Origin of the sequence: Bradyrhizobium sp. 17 (genome assembly GCF_023073515.1) — a bacterium.
Lineage (GTDB): Bacteria > Pseudomonadota > Alphaproteobacteria > Rhizobiales > Xanthobacteraceae > Bradyrhizobium > Bradyrhizobium canariense_D.
This window is the reverse complement of record NZ_JADPJQ010000012.1, coordinates 359,424-379,081: the sequence shown is the minus strand read 5'-3', so window position 1 is coordinate 379,081 and position 19,658 is coordinate 359,424. Positions and strand designations below refer to the sequence as shown.

Annotated in this window: 17 protein-coding genes and 1 pseudogene; 8 read left to right on the top strand and 10 right to left on the bottom strand. The window is 64.9% G+C overall.

The features are described 5' to 3' along the window. Window positions 1-122: 122 nt before the first annotated feature. Window positions 123-1,679: a porin gene (locus tag IVB13_RS03030; protein ID WP_247369835.1), complete on the top strand. Its 1,557-nt coding sequence runs from the start codon at window positions 123-125 to the stop codon at window positions 1,677-1,679. 302 nt (window positions 1,680-1,981) lie between these two features. On the opposite strand, the gene IVB13_RS03025 is transcribed toward IVB13_RS03030, so the two are convergent. From IVB13_RS03025 to IVB13_RS03015, 3 genes are all read right to left on the bottom strand, one after another. Further along, window positions 1,982-2,461 carry a GcrA family cell cycle regulator gene (locus IVB13_RS03025; protein ID WP_018455139.1) on the bottom strand — a complete coding sequence of 160 codons (480 nt, stop codon included), beginning with the start codon at window positions 2,459-2,461 and terminating at the stop codon, window positions 1,982-1,984. 73 nt (window positions 2,462-2,534) lie between these two features. After that, window positions 2,535-2,732, bottom strand: a complete 198-nt coding sequence (locus IVB13_RS03020; protein ID WP_007603456.1) for a hypothetical protein — start codon at window positions 2,730-2,732, stop codon at window positions 2,535-2,537. 200 nt (window positions 2,733-2,932) lie between these two features. Continuing rightward, complete coding sequence (locus IVB13_RS03015) at window positions 2,933-3,874, bottom strand: acetamidase/formamidase family protein (protein ID WP_018455138.1); 942 nt, start codon at window positions 3,872-3,874, stop codon at window positions 2,933-2,935. A 182-nt stretch (window positions 3,875-4,056) separates the two neighbouring features. On the opposite strand from IVB13_RS03015, the gene IVB13_RS03010 reads away from it, so the two are divergent. Genes IVB13_RS03010 through IVB13_RS03000 form a run of 3 tightly spaced genes read left to right on the top strand, consistent with a single transcriptional unit; the run spans window position 4,057 to window position 6,836 of the window. Beyond that, the gene (locus IVB13_RS03010; protein ID WP_247410286.1) at window positions 4,057-4,806 is read left to right on the top strand and encodes a YdcF family protein; all 750 of its coding nucleotides are present in this window, start codon (window positions 4,057-4,059) and stop codon (window positions 4,804-4,806) included. 54 nt (window positions 4,807-4,860) lie between these two features. Continuing rightward, window positions 4,861-5,643 (top strand): DUF169 domain-containing protein, encoded by a 783-nt coding sequence (locus IVB13_RS03005; RefSeq protein ID WP_247487614.1) that lies wholly within the window; start codon window positions 4,861-4,863, stop codon window positions 5,641-5,643. 14 nt (window positions 5,644-5,657) lie between these two features. Continuing rightward, the gene (locus IVB13_RS03000; protein WP_204511369.1) at window positions 5,658-6,836 is read left to right on the top strand and encodes a saccharopine dehydrogenase NADP-binding domain-containing protein; all 1,179 of its coding nucleotides are present in this window, start codon (window positions 5,658-5,660) and stop codon (window positions 6,834-6,836) included. A 158-nt stretch (window positions 6,837-6,994) separates the two neighbouring features. Here the strand turns inward: IVB13_RS03000 and IVB13_RS02995 are convergent, their stop codons facing one another. Beyond that, window positions 6,995-8,191 (bottom strand): FAD-dependent monooxygenase, encoded by a 1,197-nt coding sequence (locus tag IVB13_RS02995; RefSeq protein ID WP_247487612.1) that lies wholly within the window; start codon window positions 8,189-8,191, stop codon window positions 6,995-6,997. 146 nt (window positions 8,192-8,337) lie between these two features. On the opposite strand from IVB13_RS02995, the gene IVB13_RS02990 reads away from it, so the two are divergent. Next, on the top strand, window positions 8,338-8,814 hold the full coding sequence (locus tag IVB13_RS02990) for a MarR family transcriptional regulator (RefSeq protein ID WP_051462695.1): 477 nt from the start codon (window positions 8,338-8,340) through the stop codon (window positions 8,812-8,814). Here the strand turns inward: IVB13_RS02990 and IVB13_RS02985 are convergent. From IVB13_RS02985 to IVB13_RS02975, 3 genes are all read right to left on the bottom strand, one after another. Beyond that, a complete protein-coding gene (locus IVB13_RS02985) occupies window positions 8,783-10,039 on the bottom strand; it encodes an O-antigen ligase family protein (RefSeq protein WP_247336903.1) in 1,257 nt (418 codons plus the stop codon). The genes IVB13_RS02990 and IVB13_RS02985 overlap by 32 nt on opposite strands. Window positions 10,040-10,219: 180 nt before the next feature. Then, entirely contained in the window at window positions 10,220-11,770 is a 1,551-nt protein-coding gene (locus IVB13_RS02980) for an undecaprenyl-phosphate glucose phosphotransferase (protein ID WP_018455131.1), read from the bottom strand. 120 nt (window positions 11,771-11,890) lie between these two features. Then, window positions 11,891-13,024, bottom strand: a complete 1,134-nt coding sequence (locus tag IVB13_RS02975; protein ID WP_026232882.1) for a glycosyltransferase family 4 protein — start codon at window positions 13,022-13,024, stop codon at window positions 11,891-11,893. Between the two features lie 203 nt (window positions 13,025-13,227). Here IVB13_RS02975 and IVB13_RS02970 point away from each other — a divergent pair, with 203 nt between their 5' ends. Then, window positions 13,228-15,504 carry an exopolysaccharide transport family protein gene (locus IVB13_RS02970; RefSeq protein ID WP_247336899.1) on the top strand — a complete coding sequence of 759 codons (2,277 nt, stop codon included), beginning with the start codon at window positions 13,228-13,230 and terminating at the stop codon, window positions 15,502-15,504. A 183-nt stretch (window positions 15,505-15,687) separates the two neighbouring features. Here IVB13_RS02970 and IVB13_RS02965 read toward each other — a convergent pair whose 3' ends face one another. Beyond that, entirely contained in the window at window positions 15,688-16,869 is a 1,182-nt protein-coding gene (locus tag IVB13_RS02965; RefSeq protein ID WP_247487609.1) for a GNAT family N-acetyltransferase, read from the bottom strand. 126 nt (window positions 16,870-16,995) lie between these two features. On the opposite strand from IVB13_RS02965, the gene IVB13_RS02960 reads away from it, so the two are divergent. Then, entirely contained in the window at window positions 16,996-18,039 is a 1,044-nt protein-coding gene (locus IVB13_RS02960; RefSeq protein ID WP_247487607.1) for a polysaccharide deacetylase family protein, read from the top strand. A gap of 21 nt (window positions 18,040-18,060) precedes the next feature. On the opposite strand, the gene IVB13_RS02955 is transcribed toward IVB13_RS02960, so the two are convergent. After that, window positions 18,061-18,282, bottom strand: a complete 222-nt coding sequence (locus tag IVB13_RS02955) for a DUF2842 domain-containing protein (RefSeq protein ID WP_007603477.1) — start codon at window positions 18,280-18,282, stop codon at window positions 18,061-18,063. A gap of 93 nt (window positions 18,283-18,375) precedes the next feature. Here IVB13_RS02955 and IVB13_RS02950 point away from each other — a divergent pair, with 93 nt between their 5' ends. Further along, window positions 18,376-19,458, top strand: coding sequence for a COX15/CtaA family protein (locus IVB13_RS02950; RefSeq protein ID WP_247487606.1), 1,083 nt, complete (start codon window positions 18,376-18,378; stop codon window positions 19,456-19,458). Window positions 19,459-19,471: 13 nt separating this feature from the next. Here IVB13_RS02950 and IVB13_RS02945 read toward each other — a convergent pair. After that, window positions 19,472-19,658 (bottom strand): annotated as a pseudogene (locus IVB13_RS02945) (hypothetical protein); the annotation flags it as partial.

Below are 19,658 nucleotides of genomic sequence, written 5' to 3'. Positions count from 1 at the left end.
GTCCCTCGCGTCGAAAGAGGGTGTGTTCGAAGCGCAAAGCGGCCGAGCGGATTTCAAAGACGGGGATCTTGGGGGGCCTCACGGTCCGGTCTTCGTAAAATGAGCAACTTGGAGGTTTTAATATGAAAGTGGTGAAGAGCCTTTTGCTCGGCACTGCGGCGGGTCTGATCGCCGTCGGTGGAGCTCAGGCAGCTGATCTTCCGGTCAAGGCCAAGGCGGTCGAGTATGTGAAGGTCTGCTCGCTCTACGGCGCGGGTTTCTATTACATCCCGGGCAGCGACACCTGCATCAAGCTGGGCGGCTATCTGCGTGCCGAAGTGGCGCTCAATGCCGGCGGCAATTACAGCGCCCAGTACAACAACGTCTTCGCGGCCAACAACCGCCTGACCAACTATTACTCGATGCGCGCTCGTGAAGATCTCAACATCGACACCCGCACCGCAACCGAGTACGGCGTGGTCCGCACCTATTTCGATGCGGTCTTCACCTGGACGACCGGCAACTATGTCGGCGCCGGTTCGGGAACGGGTGCGACCCAGTACAGCGGTACGCTCGGCCTCAACGCCGCAGGCACGAGCCTGATCGGCTCCAGCGGCGGCGCCGTCAACGGCACCGACGGCACGATCTCGGGCGGCGCGCTCGGCGTCTACTACGCCTTCATCCAGTTCGCCGGCTTCACCATGGGTAAGGCCGTGTCGCAGTTCGACGCGCCCTGGATCAACTATCCCGGCAACAACTTCGACCAGCTCGTCGGCGGCAGCGGCACCACCAACGGTGTTGCCCAGTTCACCTACACCGCCGATCTCGGCCAGGGCGTGACGGCGATCGTCTCGGCCCAGGACCAGACGCAGGTGTTCCAGACCGCGCTCTGGAATACGGCCGGCATGTCCACCGCCGGCGTCCTCGGCGGTGCCTACGGCTCCAACGATCTCGGCGGCACCCGCTCCCCCGATCTCGTCGGCACGCTCCGCGTCGACCAGGCCTGGGGCCTGTTCCAGGCCTCGGTCGCTGCGCACGACAACCACGTCGGCTATTACGGCGCGAGCGAAGTTACCGGTCATCCTGAAGACAAGTGGGGCTGGGCCGTCCAGCTGGCGCTGTCGATCAAGAACATCCCGACCGGTGCAGGCGACGTGATCAACATCTCGGGCGTCTACACCGACGGCGCGAGCCGCTACAACTTCCAGGAGCTGGCAGCGACCAGCTACTCGATGTTCGGCGGTTCGGGCGGCGCGTATCAGAGCATCGGCTTCGCCGGCGTGTCTGACGCGGTGTTCGCACCCGGCAGCGGCCTCGAGCTGACCAAGACCTACGGCTTCCGTGGGGCCTACACTCACAACTGGAGCCCGTACTGGAATTCGGCGCTTTATGGTGCGTGGGCTGCCGTCAACTACAGCGGCACCGCCAAGGGCATGATCTGCGGCAGCGCCGCGTTCGCGACCCTGACCGGCGCCTGCAACCCGGACTTCAACATCGGCCAGATCGGTGTCATCACCCGCTGGACCCCGATCAAGAACCTGACCTTCTCGGCTGACTTCACCTACAGCCATCTTGACCAGAAGTACTCGGGCGTGATCACCACGCCGGCGCTCACCAGCGTTGCCAAGCCCGCGGCGACCTATGAGCTGAAGGACCAGGACACCTACAGCCTGTTGGTTCGCGCCCAGCGCAACTGGTAAGCTCAAGACCTTCGGATAGGACGCAGCCCCGGCGGGACACCGCCGGGGCTTTTTTATGAGGTGGGCTTCTTTGCGAGCGGGCCTTCGGAAAATCCGGCGCGTGCGGGCGGCGAAGACGTGCCATGCGAATCGATGGGCCCAAATTTATTTACTTACCTGAGCTACTAAGCTATATTACTTCCAGCCGATGACGAAAGTTGCGGCTCTGACTTGATGCTAAACCTCCAGAAACCTCCGGCAATGCCCTGCCGGAGGTTTTTCGTTTTGGGCATGGCTCCAGGACTCGCCTCCAGGACTTGGCTCTAGCCGCGCATGACGCGCGCGCGGGAATTCGGCCGGTAGGCGAGGCGGCTGTGGCCGGCGCAATAGGACTGGCCGTCGGGTGCGGAGTTGCCGCAGAAGCAGAAATCGTCCGCGCCAGGCGTCGAGATCGGCCAGCGGCAGCGGTTCTCGGCAAGCTCGAGTAGCGAGCAGCGATTGGCGTCGTCGATCGGACCGGTGACCATCGGCGCACCGGTCTCGCCGTAGATCGTGGCGAGCATCTCATATTGCAGCCGCGGCACGGTCCGCGGCGCGCGCGCCGGCGCCAGGCCCCTGTCGTGAACCTTGCGATCGTCGATGGTTCGGCCGCGCGTGAGATTGAGGCGAGACAGCTTGCCGATCACGGCGTTGCGGCTGACGCCAATGTCGGCGGCGATCTCGCGGCAGGAGAGCCCGGCCTCGAAATGCTGCCTCAGAAGTTCGATGCGTTCGTCGGTCCAGGTGGGTGAGAGAACAGGCATGTGTAACGGTCCCAGGTTGCAGATGTCGGCCATCCGCCTCTCGAGATCCGTCCGCCTCACGTTCGGCGCGCGCTCACGTCCTGCCATTGTCGCGAATCGACAAAAGCCCGTCCTTGATGGCGAGACGGATGCCTTCCTCGATCAAGGTACGTGCGACGCCGGGAACGCTGGTGCCGTGGGTGCCCTGTCTCACCAGCTTCTCCAGATAGGTGATGGTCGAGAGCGCCAAGGTTACGGGAATGCGGTCAGTCTCGGCTTTTTCGGTGGCCATGGCCGAACGCTAGCCTCTTACTCGGGTACATAAAAGTTACGATTAAGACTCTATTTAGGTTTGGAGGCAGAAGTCAAATGCAGGCTGCGGCGCCTGGTCAGCCCGTTGGAATCGCGAGGGAAATTTAGGCATGACAAGGCACGCCGCGCGGCAGGCCGGCGGCGGCGTGGCTTCGACCGGTCAGGAGTGGGCCGGTCGGCTCAGCCGTGCACGATCGTCTTTTCGATCATGCAATGGATGCCCTTGGAGCCGTTGACGGTCTGGGTCACCCGCAGATCGGCCGCCAGGCTGCACAGCGTATAGGCGTCCTCGCGCGACAAATTGCGCCTCTCGCCGAGCAGCACGATCATGTCGCGCAGCGCCCGCACCACGCACTGGTCCAGATCGGGGTCCATCGCCATGGTCATGTAATGCGTCGCCGTCTCGCCACGGGGATAATCGAGCCTGAGGTCCTTGCGCAGCGTCAGGCGAAAGCGGCCCTGAAGCGCGGTCTCGATCGCGGTGACGCAAACCTCGCCGTCGCCCTGCACGCCATGGCCGTCACCGCAGGAGAACAGCGCGCCCGGGACGAACACCGGCAGATACAGCGTCGCCCCGGCGCCAAGCTCCTTGTTGTCGAGATTGCCGCCCATGGCGCGAGGAACGAGCGAGGAGATGCGGCCCCAGGCCGGCGGCGGCGAAACGCCCATCACGCCGAAGAACGGCTTGAGCGGCAGGTCCAGCCCCCACGGCATGCGGGCGACCATCCGGGAACGGTCGAGCGGGATGTTCAGAATGCGCGTCTCGTGGAAATCGTCGGGCAGGGTGCCGGACAGCGGCTTGATCATGTTCCAGCCCCAATCCTGCCGGAGCTGGACGTCGAGGATCTCGACCGCGAGCACGTCGCCGGGCTCGGCGCCCTCGAGCGCGATCGGGCCGGTGAGGATGTGGCCGGGCAGCATGCGCTCGTTCTGGGCATGAACCTCGTGCATCTCGGGCGGAATGTGAAATTTGCTGCGGTCGGGCAGCATGTCCGGACCGCCACTGATGGTGTCGACCGTGACCTCGTCACCGCTCGCGATGGTGAGGACGGGCTTGAGCGCAGCCTCGAAGAACCCCCAATGGCAGGTCTCGGGGCTGGAATGCAGGTGGTGATGGGTCATGTGGCGTCCGTCCGTTTCACAGGCCCGGGCTTGACCAGGCAATCGATCCTCTTCCAAGAAGCTTTCTGAAGATCGACGGGCGGGTCAAGCCCGCGCGCAACAGGCACGATCATTCCAGCGAGGCTCCCCTGCTTTTTGTCCTGTCCAAGACCCTCGGCGCAGCGGTGCTGCCGATCAACTTGATGATCGAGCTCGGAATCGTCTCGGTCGTCCTGATGGCGACGCGCTTTGCCGCCTTCGGCCGCAAGCTCGCCGCGGCCACGCTGATCCTGCTGGCGCTCGCCGCGTTTTCGCCGCTCGGCAACCTCTTGCTCTATCCGCTGGAGTCGCGTTTTCCGCCGTGGGATCCGTCGCGCGGTGCGCCCGATGGCATCATCGTGCTCGGCGGCTCGATCGACACCGATCTGTCGGCGGCGCACCGCACGCCGGTCGTCGCGCACGCGGCCGATCGCCTGTTTGCGCCGGCCGAGCTCGCGCGCCGCTATCCGAACACGCGCATTGTCTTCACCGGGGGCACCGCGAACCTGGTTTCGACGGACTCCCGGGAGGCCGACTACTCCGCGCCCATCCTGGAGAATCTGGGCATCGCGAAGCAGCGCCTGATCCTCGAGCGGGACTCCCGCAACACCTACGAGAATGCCATCTTCACCAAACAATTGGTGGCGCCCAAACCGGGCGAACGCTGGCTCCTGGTCACGTCGGCCTTTCACATGCCGCGTTCGATGGGGATCTTTCGCAAGGCGGGATTTGACGTCGAAGCCTATCCGGTTGACTGGCGAATGGGCGGGCGTGACGATCTCTTCTCTTTCACCAATGTCGGCACGGACGGGCTCGGCCGAACCGAGGTCGCCGTGCGCGAATGGATCGGGCTCATCGCCTACCGCCTGATGGGCCGGACTGGCGAGTTGCTCCCGGGACCGGCGAAGGACTAGAACCGTTCAAGAAGCAATAACAGCCGGCGCGCCACTGCCGGCCGGGAGGACGCCATGCAACAGCAGAGTGCAGACAGCATCGATCTTGCCGGCCTCGTCGCCGATCTCAACAGCCTGTTGCGACTGAAGACCACGGTGATCGGCATGAAGCTGTTCGCGCGGACCGCGGACATGGAGGCAATCCCGAAAGTCCGGCGGCCGAACGCGGTCCACACCACCGACCAGATCGTCAGCATGGCCGCGCGTCTGGGCTGGACCGTGGGCATCACGGCCGATGATCTCGTCGGCGCGCAATGCCGCGCGGTGATCGGCCTTGCACCGCAGGACGAGAAATGGCTCGCCGGCAAAAACTATGTCGGGGTCTGGCACGGCACGGCGGAGGACGCACGCAAGCGCCAGGAGGCGCTGGACGTGGTTCCGTTCGGGCAATATCAGGCGCTCGCGGTCAGTCCGCTGGCGAGCGGCCGGCTCGATCCGCCGGACATTTGTCTCGTCTATGCCACGCCGGGGCAGATGATCATCCTGATCAACGGGCTGCAATACACCGGCTACAAGAAGTTCGAATGGGGCGTGGTCGGCGAGACCGCTTGCGCCGATTCCTGGGGCAGGGCGCTCAAGAGCGGTGAGCCCAGCCTGTCCTTGCCATGCTACGCCGAACGGCGCTATGGCGGCGTGCCGGACGAGGAGATGCTGATGGCCCTGAAGCCGGAACATCTCGCCAAGGCGGTTGTGGGCATGAAGGCGCTGGCGAAGAACGGCCTGCGTTATCCGATCCCGCCCTATGGTATTCAAAGCGACGTCCGTGCCGGCATGGGCGTGAGCTACGCGAAGAAGTAAAGCAAAGGCGGATCATGAGCTCTGCGAAATTCGACATCGTCGTTTATGGCGCGACCGGTTTTACCGGCCAGCTCGTCGCCGAATACCTGACCCAGCGTTACAAGAGCGACCACGCGCTCAAATGGGCGATGGCAGGCCGCAGCCTCGGCAAGCTGAAATCGGTCCGCGATGCGATCGGCGCGCCCGGGAATACGGCGTTGATTGTCGCGGATGCCTCGGATGCGGCTTCGCTGAAGGCGATGGCGGAGCAGACCATGTCGGTGATCACCACCGTCGGCCCGTATCAGCTCTATGGTGAAGAACTGCTCGCGGCCTGCGTGGCCACGGGCACGGATTATTTCGACCTCTGCGGCGAGCCGATCTGGATGCGCCAGATGATCGACAAGTACGAGGCGGCTGCAAAAGAGAGCGGCGCGCGGATCGTGTTGTCGTGCGGCTACGATTCCGTGCCGTTCGAGCTCGGTACATTCTTCGTCCAGGAAGAGGCTAAACGTGTCTTCGGCGCGCCGGCCCCGCGGGTGAAAGGGCGTGTGCGCGACATGCGGGGCACGCTCTCGGGCGGCACCGCCGCCAGCGCTAAGGCGACCTTCGATGCGGTGGCCAAGGATCTCAGCCTTGTCGCCATTCTCAACGATCATTTTGCGCTGACGCCCGGCTTCACCGGCCCGAAGCAGCCGAAAGGCAACAGGGCCGCCTTCGAGGAGGATCTGCAATCCTGGGCCGCGCCGTTCACGATGGCGCTGATCAACACGCGCAACGTTCACCGCTCCAACATGCTGATGGGATTCCCCTACGGCCAGGACTTCGTCTACGACGAGATGGTCCTGACCGGTCCCGGCGAGAAGGGTGAGGCCAACGCCAAGCTCGTGATGGCTGCCAATGCGGGCAAGACCGGCCCCGACGCACCGAAGCCGGGCGAGGGGCCGTCGAAGGAAGAGCGTGAAAACGGTCTGTTCGATCTGCTCTATGTCGCGATCGCACCCGATGGCCGCATGGTTCGCGCCGGCGTCACCGGCGACCGCGATCCCGGCTACGGCTCGACCTCGAAGATGATCTCCGAATGCGCCATCTGCATGCTGCGGGACACGACTGACGTCGCAGCCGGCTTCTGGACCCCGGGCGCGGCGATGCAGCACAAGCTGATCAAGCGGCTGGTCGAGAATGCCGGGCTGACGTTCGCGGTGGAGAAGTAGAGGCGGTCACTTGCCGCAATCACGGTGTCATCGTCCGGCTCGACCGGACGATCCAGTATTCCAGAGACGGCACCGATTGAATCGAGAGGCCGCGGCGTACTGGATGCCCGCCCCGGTGCGCAAGTGCGCACAAGGCGGGCATGACAGCGTTCGTGCCACTACACCGCCCGCGCGTCGTAGGCGTACATGAACTCCATGCTTTTCGCGCCCAGCGGCAGCAGCCACTTCATCATCTGATTGCGGATCCACGCGCCGGTGGCGCTGAACTCGCGCTTGTTGTTGCCGTTGCGGCGGGCCATGGCGACGATCTTTTCCGTGCGCGGGCGCCGTTCGGCCTCGAAGGCCTGGAAGGTGGCGCCGAGCTCCCGGCCTTGCTGCATCAACCGGGCGAGGCGCATCGCATCCTCCAGCGCGAGCGAGGCGCCCTGGCCGGCATGGGGGCTGGTCGCATGGGCGGCATCGCCGATCAGCAACGAGCGCTTGCGCGACCAGGTCGGCAGGGTGGCGACGTCGAGCGTGTCGGTGACCACGATGTTCTCGGCTGCCTCGATGATGCCAGGGATCGGATCGTGCCAGCCGCGGTGGAAGCCGCGCAGGTGCTGCTTCAGCGTTGCATGGTCGAGCGCGCGAAACATCGCCGCGTCCATGCCGTGCGCGGGTTGCGTGCTCCACCACATCACGCCGTCGTTCGGATCGGGGCTGCAATAGCCGTAGCCGAAGAAGCCGCTCTGTCCGAACGTGGTTTCGACGTGCCGGCCGATCGGCCGGCCATCGAGGACGGCGTGCGGTACGAAGCCGCCGAAGCCGATCAGTCCGGTATCGAACGGCTGCGGCCCGTCCGGGACGACTTGGCGCCGGGTCACCGAGTGCACGCCGTCGGCGCCGATCACGAAGTCGCCTTCGGCCGTGGTACCGTCGGCGAAGTAGGCGATGATCGGCTGGTCGGCGCGATCCTCGATCTTGATCAGGCGCTTCTCGAAATAAAGTGAAACGCATGCGCACCAGGCCTTGTCGATCAGCATCTCGTTCAGCGTGGCGCGGCAGACATTGACCGCGGGCTGGCCGAAGCGCCGCGCCATGTCGCGATTGATCGAGCCGAGCCTCTCTCCGGCTTGCGAATAGAAGTCGAAGGATTCCGCGATCGAGCCGCGGCTGATCAGCTCATTCGAAAGGCCAATCTCGTCCATGACTTGCATGCCGTTCGGCGCGATCTGAAGGCCGCCGCCGATGCCCTTCGAATAGGGCCAGGCCTCGTAGATCGCGGACTCGATGCCGGCGCGGCGCAGCAGGACCGCCGCGACGGGGCCGGCGATGCCGGCGCCGATGATCAGGGCCTTGCGAGGACGATAGGACATGGCTTGCTCCCGACGTTTCCGTGGTGCTAGGAGAATTACAGTCGCTAAATCTCTTAGTGACTAAGATATATATCGACTAAGATACGAGGTTTGCCTTGTCAAGGACGAAGGCGCGCGCCGCGCTGCTGCAGGAGCTCGAGGAGGCGATGCGCAGGTCGTCCGCGCAGGGCGTGCTTTATGGCCAGACCGTTGCGAACGTTGCCGGAATCGCCAATTCCGACCTCGAATGCATGGACATCCTGTACCTCGAAGGCCGCGTCACCGCCGGCCGGCTCGCCGAAGTCACGGGGCTCACGACCGGCGCCATCACCGGCGTGGTCGACCGGCTCGAAAAGGCGGGCCTGGTCCGTCGTGAGCGCGACGATGCCGATCGTCGCAAGGTCTTCATTGCCGTCGTGCCGGAGGCGATCGAAAGGCTCGGCCAGTTCTACGTGCCGATGCAGCAGGCGATGGAGAAGGTTTTTGGCGGCTATTCCGACCAGGAATTGCGCCTGCTGCTGCGCTTCGCCAATGAGGGCTACAAGGGCGTGCTGGCGGCGACCGCGGCGCTGAAAGGCCTGCTCGACACGCCGCCCGAGAAACGCCCCGATCTCAAGCTGAAGAAGCTTCGTCGCCAGCCCTGATCTTGTAGATCTGCGCAGCCGCGATCATGCCCCACATCGCGCCCAGCATCATCCAGAAATGCCGCCAGTGGTCGGTGTCGATCACGAAACTTTCTCCGACGGTGCCGACGAAGGCGGAGAACACCGCCAGATAAGCGCGCTGCCAGGGCACCGGCACGAAGATGTGCCTGACGCCCATGATGACGGTCGTGAAGACCAGCGCGGGGTAGCAGATGCCGGACAGCCAGCCGCCCGACATGAAGGCGTTGAGATAAGAGTTGTGGGTGTCCTCGGGGAAGAAGCGGTGGAATTGCAGCGGGCCGATGCCGAACGGCAGGTCGAGCGCCATCTCCGCTCCCAGGATGTGCCGGCCGAACCGGCCGAACCTGCCTTCGTCGTAGCTCTGGTCGAAGCTCGCGCGCTGCTTGAACATTTCGGCGGTGGAATCGAACGACATCAACACCGCGATCAGCGCGAGGCCCAGCACCGCGGCCAAAATCGCCATGACGATGATGCGCGAGCGCTGCGCGTTGGTGCGGCTGGTCAGCACCATCAGCGCCAGCATGAAGGCGGATGTCAGCACCAGCCCGCCCCAGGCGGCCCGGGAGAACGCGAGCAGGATCGCGAGCGACATGATGCCGAAGGCGATGACGTTGCGGAGGGCCTTGCCGAACTTGTCGGAGACGACGCTCTGCAGCGAGAACAGCGCCGGCAGGATCAGGAAGGCGCCGAGCACGTTCGGATCCTTGAAGGTGCCGCGCGCGCGTCCGTACAGTGTCAGGAGGTCGTCGCCGCCGGGAACCAGGTGGAAGTAGCCGGCGACCGCCAATAGCGAGGCGACCATCGCGCCGACGACGAGCCCGCGGCGGAGCATGTCGAGCCGGGCAGCGGTGTCCTCCGACGTGACCATCGCGAAGAACACGACCGTCACCGCCATGTACCAGGAGGTCGCAATCCAGCTGACCACCTCGGACTGCTCGAACAGCGGGATCGCGCTGATCGTATAGCCGATATTGAGCAGGACCAGCATCAGCACCAGCGGCATCAAAGCGAGCCGCAGACGCAGTCCGGTGGCGAAGAAGGTCACGGTGGCCAGCAACGTCACGATCTCGTAGGGGCTCGGCTCGATGAACACGATCGCGCCGGAGGCGCCGACCAGCCATACCAGCGCGCGCTGGAGCGCCAACACGCCGGGCGCGGCCCGAACCGCTGCATTCATCTCCCCGGCTGTTGCCGCATACGCCATCACACGCTCATACGTTTACGCAACTGGTACGCCACAAATACCGCTGTCATCGCCCGGCTTGACCGGGCGATCCAGTACTCCGCGGCGTCTATTGCGGAAGCGGCCGGCGCCGCGGAGTACCGGATGCCCCGCCCCAGTGCGCAACAGCGCACAAGGAGGGGCATGACGGAAAAATTCAACTCAATACGCGTTCTCGTTCTTGGTCAGCAGCGAGATCGGCGTCTTCAGCAGAATGACGAGATCGAACAGCACCGACCAGTTCTCGATGTAATAGAGGTCGAACTCGACGCGCTTCTGGATCTTCTCTTCGTTGTCGATCTCACCGCGCCAGCCGTTGATCTGGGCCCAGCCGGTGATGCCGGGCTTGACCCGGTGGCGGGCGAAATAGCCGTCGACGGCTTCGTCGAACAGGCGGCTCTGCAGCTTGCCCTGTACCGCATGCGGACGTGGGCCGACCAAAGAGAGATCGCCGGAGAAGACCACGTTGAAGAGCTGCGGCAGCTCGTCGAGGCTGGTCTTGCGGATGAAGCGGCCGACGCGGGTGACGCGCGAGTCGTTCTTGGTCACGACCTTCGAGGCCGTCGGATCAGCCTGATGATGGTACATTGAGCGGAACTTGTAGACGTCGATGCGCTCGTTGTTGAAGCCGAAGCGCTTTTGGCGGAATAGCACGGGTCCGGGGCTGTCGAGCTTCACGGCCAGCGCCACCAATCCCATCACCGGCAAGGCCACGAGCAGCGCGAGGGTGCCGACCACGCGGTCGAACAGCCATTTCATCACCAGGTCCCAGTCGGTGATCGGCGCCTCGAACACGTCCAGCGTCGGTACCTCGCCGATATAGGAATAGGAGCGGGGGCGGAAGCGTAGCTTGTTGGTGTGTGCGGAGAGGCGGATGTCCACCGGCAGCACCCAGAGCTTCTTCAGCATCTCCAGGATGCGCGTCTCGGCGGAGATCGGTAGCGCGAACAGCACGAGATCGACGCGGGTGCGGCGGGCGAATTCGACGATGTCGTCGACCTTGCCGAGCTTGCGCGCGCCGGCACAGGTGTCGAGCGCGCGGCTGTCGTTGCGGTCGTCGAACACGCCGAGCACATGGATGTCGGAATCCTCCTGCTGCTTCAGCGCCTCGACCAATTGTTCGCCGTTGCGGTCGGAGCCGACGATGATGGTGCGGCGGTCGAGCCGGCCCTCGCGCCCCCAGGCGCGCACTAGCGAGCGCAGCACCAGACGCTCGCAGAGGAGCGCGGCGAGCCCGAGGACGTAAAAGGCGGCAAGCCAGAGCCGCGATATTTCGCTGCCGAACTTGGCGAAGAAGGAGATGCCGATGAACAACAGGAAGACGAACGACCAGGACGAGATCATCCGCGTCATCTGCCGGAGCTGACCGCGGAACAACTGCACCTGATAGATGTCGGCGGCCTGGAAGCAGACCACGGCGGAGACCGCGACGGCGATGATCTGCGCGGGATAGATCCAGCTGAAGGAGCCGGCGTGCGGCATGACATAGCCGAGATAGAGTACGATGCCGACGAGGCTCAGCAGCGCGAAATCGGCGAGGCGCACGAAGCCGGTGATCACGATCGGCGAATAGGCGCGGGCGACCTTCTGGTTGACGACGTCGAGCGCGGCGGCCGAGAGCCGTTGACGCCGCTCCACAAAGGGCCGGTCAGCCGGCTTCGCCGCGGCGCTGGTCGCGGCATCGAGCATCGAGCGTGCGTTGAGCGGTTCCACGGGCGTCCACGTCCATTCCAAAAACCCGCGGGCCGCGTCCTTGCGTCCCGGGCGAGTATCCCCTGGCGCTTGGGTTATCGGACAAATCGGAAGATTCTCTAAAGCGGGTCTTAAGAATGGTTAGTGATTGGTAAATGCGTCGCGATAGCCCGCGAGCACGCCCTCGACCATCGCCTGCTGCGAGAAATGCGCGGAGATGCGCTCGCGAAGCGACAAGGCGCGCTGCGCTGTTCCCAGCGGATTGTCGAGCGCGGCCGCGATCGCCTCCGCCATGGCTTCCGCGTTGCTCGGCGCAAACAGCGCCGGGTTCTCCGCGCCGAAAATCTCGGGAATGCCGCCGATCTTGGACGCAATCATCGGTATCCCGGCGGCACCGGCCTCGATCACGACATAGGGCATGGAATCGCCACGCGAGGGAACGACCAGCAGCCGCCCCTTGGAAAAGCCGTAGCGTGCCTTGACGTGACCGATGAAGCGGATGGCGCTGGAGAGGCCGAGCCTCTCGACTTGCGCTTTGAGCGCCGCGGTCTCCTCGCCGTCACCGCCGAGCGTCAGCGTGACCTTCTTGCCGCCCTCGTGCAGGCGCGCCACCGCGTCGACCAGCAGATCGGCGCCCTTGATGTGCCTGAACTCACCGACATAAGCGAGGTCGGTGGCGTCGTCGGCCATGACGACAGGTTCGAATTCCTCCGGCGTCACGCCGTTGAAGACGCAATGCACCACGCCCTTCGGCTTGCCGACGATGCGCTGATAGGTGTCGCGGGCAAACGCGCTTTCGAACAGGAACAGGTCGGTCGCATCCATCAGCGCACGCTCGAGCCGCGCGTAAAACTCGCCCTTGAGGGTGTTGAGGGGATAATGCAACGAGCCGCCATGCGGGGTGTAGATGCGGATGGTGTCGTCGGATCGCCGCCGCATCCGGATGAAAGCGCCGGCCTTGGCGCCGTGGCCATGCATGACGTCGGGCTTGAGCGTGGCGATCAGGCGCCGCAAGCGAAACCAGACCAGGACATCGTCAGGCGACGGTTCGCGGCGGATCGCCATCCGGTGCACGCCGAGCTTCAGCCGCGGTGCGAGCTCGGCAAGGGCCTTGTCGGCGCGCTCACCGCCGGTGAGACTGTCGGCGAGAATTCCGACGTGATGGCCACGATCGACCTGGCCGTTGGCGACGTCGAGGATGTGGCGGAAGATGCCGCCGACCGGAGCGCGCACGGCGTGCAGGATGCGAAGCGGCTGGTCGGGAGAGGGGGGCATGATCAAAACCAGCGCTCGACGGCGAATGCTCGAACAATCTGACGAAATATCGAGACGGATTAAGAGGCCTCGTGGTTAACAAACGGTGACGGACGCACCTGCGCGAGCCGCCCGGCGCTGCGATTAACCCAGCGGCAACCTTAATGGAGTGTAATCGCCCTGGTTGAGGTAGGTTCGTGGCGTTGCGCCTGCGGGAGTGTTCGATGCGTTTAGCGTTCTGGCGTGCCGGCAAGGACAAGGCGGTGGTCAAGCGGGCTGTCTCGAAGGCAGCAGCCAAGCGGGCTGAACTCGAGCCCAGCATTGAAGCAAAGCCTGCGCCCGTTGCTCCGCGGTCGGCGCCAGTCGAATCCGGCGACATCGACCTGCACGCGCTCGGCGCGGCATTGGCGCGCAAGCGCGGCTGGATCATCGTTCCGACGGTGCTGGCGCTCGTCGCATCCATCGCAATCGTCAATCTCATCACGCCGCGCTACAAGTCTGAATCCCGTATCCTGATCGACGGCCGTGAGAACGTGTTTCTGCGGCCCAATAGCGATCGCGCCGAGGAACGGCAGGCGCTCGACGCCGAAGCCGTCACCAGCCAGGTGCAGCTCGTGCTGTCGCGCGATCTCGCGCGCGAGATCATCAAGAAGAACAAGCTTGCGGAGCGGCCCGAGTTCGATCCGGTGCTGCAAGGCGTTTCGCCGCTGAAGTCTCTTGCGGCGCTGGTCGGCATGGGCCGCGATCCGTTCTCGATGACGCCGGAAGAGCGGGTGCTGGACGCCTATTACGAGCGCCTCCAGGCCTACGCCGTCGACAAGTCACGCGTGATCGTGATCGAATTCCAGTCTGCCGATCCCGATCTCGCCGTCCGCGTCGCCAATTCGATCGCCGACGGCTATCTCGTGCTCCAGCAGGATGCGCGCCAGGACCAGGCCCGAAACGCCAGCCAGTGGTATGCCGGCAGGATCGACGAACTGCGACGGAATGTCTCCGAGGCCGAAGCGAAGGCCGAGGATTTCCGCTCCAAGTCGAGCCTGTTCGTTGGCACCAACAACACGACGCTGTCGAACCAGCAGATGGGCGAGGTCAACACCCAGCTCAACAACGCGCGCGCGCTCAAGGCCGATGCCGAGTCCAAGGCGCGCCTGATCCGCGAGATGATCCAGAGCGGCAAGCCAATCGAATCGTCGGAAATCTTGAACTCGGAATCGATGCGCACGCCCTCCCAGCAGCGCGTGGCGTTGCGGGCGCAACTGGCCGAGCAATCGTCGACGTTGCTCGGCAACCATCCGCGCATCAAGGAGTTGAAGGCGCAACTCGCCGACCTCGACACCCAGATCCGCGACGAGGCCGCCAAGCTCGCCCGCACGCTCGAAAACGATGCGCGCGCCGCCAGCGGGCGCGTTCAGGAATTGTCGGCGAGCCTCGAGCAGCTCAAGAAGCAGGCGACGGCCACCAACGGCCAGGACGTGCAGCTCCGCGCCCTCGAGCGTGAGGCCAAGGCGCAGCGCGACCTGCTCGAAACCTATCTCGCGAAGTACCGTGAGGCCAACACCCGCGAGACCATCGACACCGCGCCGACGGATGGCCGCATCATCTCGCGCGCCGTCGTCTCGAACACGCCGGCCTATCCGAAGAAGCTGCCGATCGTGCTGATCGCGACGATCGCGACACTGCTGCTCTCGTCCGGCGTCGTCGTCACCGGAGAGTTGTTGCGCCAGACCGCGCCCCGTGCGGTGGCGGTGTTCACGCCAACGCTCATGCGGGCGTCGGCTCGCCAGGAACAAATCGTCCAACCGGTGGTCGTCGAGCCCTTCGCCGATCCGGTCGTCGATCCGGTCATGGCAGAACCCGCGCCGCTGCAGCCGGAGATGACGGCCGATGCCGATGTCGCCGAATTCGCGGAGATCGAGCATCTGGCCGACAGCCTGCGCGCCGCCGGAGCCATGGCGAAGAAGGTCACGGTGCTCGGCACTGCGAGCGGCGAAGCCATCACGCTGTCGACGCTGACATTGGCCCGGCACCTGGCGCGCGATGCGCGGGTCGTCGTGGTCGATCTCGCCGCGTCCTCGCCGACCATGGCCGCCGTGTCCGTCGATGCCTCGGCACCCGGCCTCGCCGAACTGATGCAGGGCGAGGCGTCGTTCGCGCAGATCATCACCCGGGACAAGCTCTCGCGGCTGCATCTGGTCATGGCAGGCCGCCCCGGCTTCGATCGCAGCCTGTTGCAGTCGCCCCGCGTGACGCTCGCGATCGACGCGCTGCTGCGCGCCTACGACCACGTGCTGCTCGATGCCGGCAGTGCCTCCGACCTTCCTGCGGAGCTCCTGACGGCGAATGCCCGCGCCGTCGTCGTGCCCGACGCGTCGATGGCGCCGGATGCGCGCGCACTGATGTGCGAGCAGCTCAGCGCCGTCGGATTCAATGAAGTGACGATGCTGAACAGACCGGTGCAGCCGTCGGATGCGAGGGACGCGCCGCGCGTCGTGGCGGCGTAGGCGTTTCTCACCCTCTCCCCCTGTGGGAGAGGGTGGCTCGCCGCGATAGCGGCGAGACGGGTGAGGGGTCTCTCTCCGCGCGTGCCTCTCGCATTTTGACTTGCTGATACAACCCCTCATCCGGCGCTTCGCGCCACCTTCTCCCACAAGGGGAGAAGGTGGGCAGTCGTGCAATGGCGAGAGCTACCCGAACGCTCGCCGCAGCCGCTGCGCCAGGTCGAACAACATCTGGTTCTGTTTCACCATCCGCTTGCCGTGGCTCAGCGAGGACATCGCCATGGCCGCGAGCTTTCCGCGTGACGTCAGCGGAACGAAACTGTCGAAGATGTCCTGGTCGTCCTTGCAGAACATCCGCTTGTACTCGTCCGAGCCGATGCCGAGGTCGAGCGAGCGGTAGCCGCGCTCGGCGCAGCGGTCGATGATGTAGCGCATCAGGATCAGCCCGGGGCTGTAGCGGGCGTGCTCGGACATCGTGTAGGAGTTGAACATCATCGAGAAGCGCTGGCCGTCGGCGACGCCAGCGAAGATTGCGATCACCTCGTCGTCGCATTCGAGCGCGTGGATGTCGATGACGCGGCCGTCGCCGCGTGGTGCAAGGCAGGCGCTGCGGACGAATTGCTCGACGCCGGGCTCTGCGAAGACGTTGGGCAACTTCTGTTCGGCCATCCGAGCCGGCTTGATACGGAAGAACCAGTCGAGCAGGCGGGTGATGTCCGCATCGGTGGTCGCCAAATGATAGCGATAGCCGGCGAGCGCCTGGAGCTTCTTCTCCTTGCTCTTGAGGCGGCGGCGGAAGGAGTTGCTGATCCGCGATGCCGGCGGACCGCCCGGTTCCATCGTGAGCAGCGGGCAGCCGTTGATCGCGCTTTGGCGTGGCAAATGCGCGAACGGGTTCTGCTGGTCGTTCCAGTGCAGCGGCTGCTGCGTCAGTGCGAGCACGTCGGCATGTTCGTTGAGCGGCGCAAGCAGCGCGTCGAGATCACCGCTGGCGACCTGCGCTGCAAATTCGGCGTTCCACAAGCCCATGTTGAAGGTCGTATGCTTGCCGCCCATGAAGCAGGCGGTGCGCACGCCGTGGCTTTGGCGCAGCGAGAGCGGCAGCAGCAGCAGCGGCCGATGCTCGGAGTCGCGGGCAATGACGATAAAGGGGCGGGCGCGTTCCTGCTCGCCGACCAGACGCTGCCAGGGACTGAGCAGATCAAATCGCTGATAGGGCGTGAAGAGATGACCGGGCTGCTCGAAGGCGCGCCAGACGGCCTCGGCCGCGCCGAGATCGGTCACGATATCGACATGCGCGATGCGGCCCGCTTTCGACTGCGCTGGCAATTCTGCCGTCCGGCTTTGCATCGCCCCAGCCATGGTCATTCGCGAACCTGTCGAGAAATCAAAAATATGCGTAATTCGGCCTGTGGCCGACCTTTGCAAAGAAATGTCAACAAAGGGTAATGACTATAAGAGGGGACCGGCCGCCGACGGGCGCGAGGTGAGACATTGGCATCCGACGACAGATGGCTGGAACGGCTGCGACTTGAGCTGACCTGGTTCACGGGCCAGGCTGCGCTGCGCAGTCGTGGAGCCGGCGCCATCCTGCGCTTTGCGCATGTGCGGTCGCGCCGGCGCGGCGGGTTTCAGCCGCTGCGCGAGAACGAGATCACGCCGCATTTCCTCGATCGCGCCATTCGCGCGCTGCAGCGGTGGAACTATGATTTCGTCGGCATGGACGAGGTCTGCCGGCGCGCGGTGACGCTGTCGGAACACCGCCGCTTCGTGACACTCACCTTCGACGGCGCCGGCAAGGATCTGATCGAGTTTGCCTATCCGGTGCTGGCGCGCCACGCCGTGCCCTTCACGATCTATGTGCCCACGGCGTTTCCCGACGGTGTCGGTGAGGCGTGGTGGCTCGGCCTCGAACAGGTGATCGCGCGCGAGAGCCGTGTCAGCCTGATCATGGGCGAGAAGGAGCAGCGCTTCACTGTGACTGGCAATACGGAGAAGCAGGCGCTGTTTTCGTTCCTCGAGGCCTGGCTGCGCTCGCTGCCGCCGGCGGATGTGTCGGCTGCGATCGCAGACCTCTGCACGCGCTACCGGGTCGACCTTGCCGCGCTCTCACGCGAGGCATCGATGAACTGGGAGGATCTGGCGAGGCTCGCGGCCGATCCGCTGGTGACGATCGGCAGTGCGACCGTGAACTATCCCGTTCTCGCCAACATGAAGGATGCGGCCGCACTGCGCGAGATGACGATGGGCAAGGCGGTGGCGGAGGCGGCCTTCGATCGCGACATCCGGCATCTCGCCTTTCCGTTCGGTGATCGCGCCTCGTTCCGGCGCAGCCATGTCATCATGGCGGAGGAGGCGGGCTTTGCCAGCGCGGTGACGACGATCCCGGGCGTGGTGGACGCGGAGGGACGCACCAATCTGCGCGCGCTGCCGCGCATTTCCTGGGATGGCCGGGTGCGCTCGCTGCGCATGATGCGGGTGCTGGTGTCGGGGGTCGCTTTTGCGCCGGTGAAGCCGACCGGGACTGCTGCGACCTAGAAGCACTACGAACTGGAAGCGCTACGAACTCGACTTGGCCCGATCGGGCCGCTGCATCCAGCTCACGATCGGCATGGCCGGCAGCACCCAGCCCATGCCGACCACCACATAATAGATGGCCTGGCGCCAGCCGGACTCGGCGATCCACGGCATCTGCGCCAGCGCCATGCCGAGCAGGGCCCAGACGGTGGCGAGCACCAGGAGCAGGATGGTGCCGAGGAACTTGCGAGTGCGGATCGTCATGGCGGAATATCGCGGCTTTCGCGTAACTTGCGCTGCGGGAGCGGGGGACTATAAGGGGCACGCAGTCCGGTTCAAGCTCTGGTTTTGCCTCGAATGACGACGAATTCCGCCCCGTCCGAACCGCATCGCGCCGTGCGTTGGTGGCTGATCTCAGTGGCTGCGCTGATCGCGCTGATGGTACTGGTCGGAGGCGCAACGCGGCTGACGGAATCCGGGCTCTCGATCGTCGAGTGGAAGCCGGTCACGGGCAGCGTGCCGCCACTTTCGGAAGCGCAGTGGACGGCGGCCTTCGAGGCCTACAAGACGATCCCGCAATATCGCGAGCTCAACGCCGGCATGAGCCTGTCCGAGTTCAAGGAGATCTTCTGGTGGGAATGGAGCCATCGGCTGCTCGGCCGTTTCATCGGCGTCGCCTATCTGTTGCCGTTCCTGTTCTTCCTCTGGCGCGGCGGCCTGTCCGGTGAGTTGAAGCGGCGGCTGTGGCTGTTGTTCGCGCTCGGCGGCCTCCAGGGCGCGGTCGGCTGGTGGATGGTGGCCTCGGGGCTGTCCGAACGCGTCGAGGTGTCGCAATATCGGCTGGCGACACATCTTATGCTCGCGCTCGTGATCTTCGCCGGCATCGTCTGGACGGTGCGGCGGCTCGCCGGGCGTCCGCAGATCGCAGCATCGTCGCGGCTGCGCTTTACCAGCGCCTTGCTCCTCGCGGTGACCTTTATCCAGATCTATTTTGGTGCTCTGGTTGCGGGCCTGCGCGCCGGCCGCGCCTACAACACCTGGCCGCAGATCGACGGCGCGTTCATTCCCTCAGGGGAGCGGCTGTGGTTCGAGACGCCGTGGTGGCGCAACATGTTCGACAATGTGCTGACGGTGCAGTTCGAGCACCGGATGACGGCCTATGCGCTGTTCGCGCTGGCGGCGTTGCACGCGTTCGACGCCGTGCGTTCACGCGCGGGTTCGGCGGCAAGCGGCGCGCTTTTGCTGCTGGGCGCGGTCAGCCTGCAAGCATTGCTCGGCATCCTCACGCTGCTCAACCAGGTGCCGATCGATCTCGCGCTCGCGCATCAGGCAGTCGCCATCGTGGTGCTGACGCTTGCGGTGATGCAGACAGAGCGGCTCGCGACGCGTGGCGCAACCGAAGCGCAGCCGCGCGCCGTTCCCGTCGGTCAGGCCGGCTGATCGGATCTGCTCTTCAGCAATAGCCGTAGATGCCGCACGAGTAGGGCAGGCGCCAGAAATAATCGACCTGCTTCCCGCCGTAATACGCGCCCTGGTAATCGTAGTCCCAGGGGCGGCCGTAATAGCCCGGCAGCGTGTGGGAGCCCGGGAGCAGTGGCGTACCCGGCAAATTGCGGATGTAGCTGCCGATGCCGTAGGCC

Bases quoted from the DNA above. Each gene is read 5' to 3' on its own strand.
- IVB13_RS03010 (WP_247410286.1), top strand. From the start codon at position 4,057: ATGATCGAGCTCGGAATCGTCTCGGTCGTCCTGATGGCGACGCGCTTT.
- IVB13_RS03015 (WP_018455138.1), bottom strand. From the start codon at position 3,874: ATGACCCATCACCACCTGCATTCCAGCCCCGAGACCTGCCATTGGGGG.
- IVB13_RS02985 (WP_247336903.1), bottom strand. From the start codon at position 10,039: ATGGCGTATGCGGCAACAGCCGGGGAGATGAATGCAGCGGTTCGGGCC.
- IVB13_RS03030 (WP_247369835.1), top strand. From the start codon at position 123: ATGAAAGTGGTGAAGAGCCTTTTGCTCGGCACTGCGGCGGGTCTGATC.
- IVB13_RS02950 (WP_247487606.1), top strand. From the start codon at position 18,376: ATGACGACGAATTCCGCCCCGTCCGAACCGCATCGCGCCGTGCGTTGG.
- IVB13_RS03005 (WP_247487614.1), top strand. From the start codon at position 4,861: ATGCAACAGCAGAGTGCAGACAGCATCGATCTTGCCGGCCTCGTCGCC.
- IVB13_RS02955 (WP_007603477.1), bottom strand. From the start codon at position 18,282: ATGACGATCCGCACTCGCAAGTTCCTCGGCACCATCCTGCTCCTGGTG.
- IVB13_RS03025 (WP_018455139.1), bottom strand. From the start codon at position 2,461: ATGCCTGTTCTCTCACCCACCTGGACCGACGAACGCATCGAACTTCTG.
- IVB13_RS02995 (WP_247487612.1), bottom strand. From the start codon at position 8,191: ATGTCCTATCGTCCTCGCAAGGCCCTGATCATCGGCGCCGGCATCGCC.
- IVB13_RS02970 (WP_247336899.1), top strand. From the start codon at position 13,228: ATGCGTTTAGCGTTCTGGCGTGCCGGCAAGGACAAGGCGGTGGTCAAG.
- IVB13_RS03020 (WP_007603456.1), bottom strand. From the start codon at position 2,732: ATGGCCACCGAAAAAGCCGAGACTGACCGCATTCCCGTAACCTTGGCG.
- IVB13_RS02990 (WP_051462695.1), top strand. From the start codon at position 8,338: ATGCGCAGGTCGTCCGCGCAGGGCGTGCTTTATGGCCAGACCGTTGCG.
- IVB13_RS02975 (WP_026232882.1), bottom strand. From the start codon at position 13,024: ATGCCCCCCTCTCCCGACCAGCCGCTTCGCATCCTGCACGCCGTGCGC.
- IVB13_RS02965 (WP_247487609.1), bottom strand. From the start codon at position 16,869: ATGACCATGGCTGGGGCGATGCAAAGCCGGACGGCAGAATTGCCAGCG.
- IVB13_RS03000 (WP_204511369.1), top strand. From the start codon at position 5,658: ATGAGCTCTGCGAAATTCGACATCGTCGTTTATGGCGCGACCGGTTTT.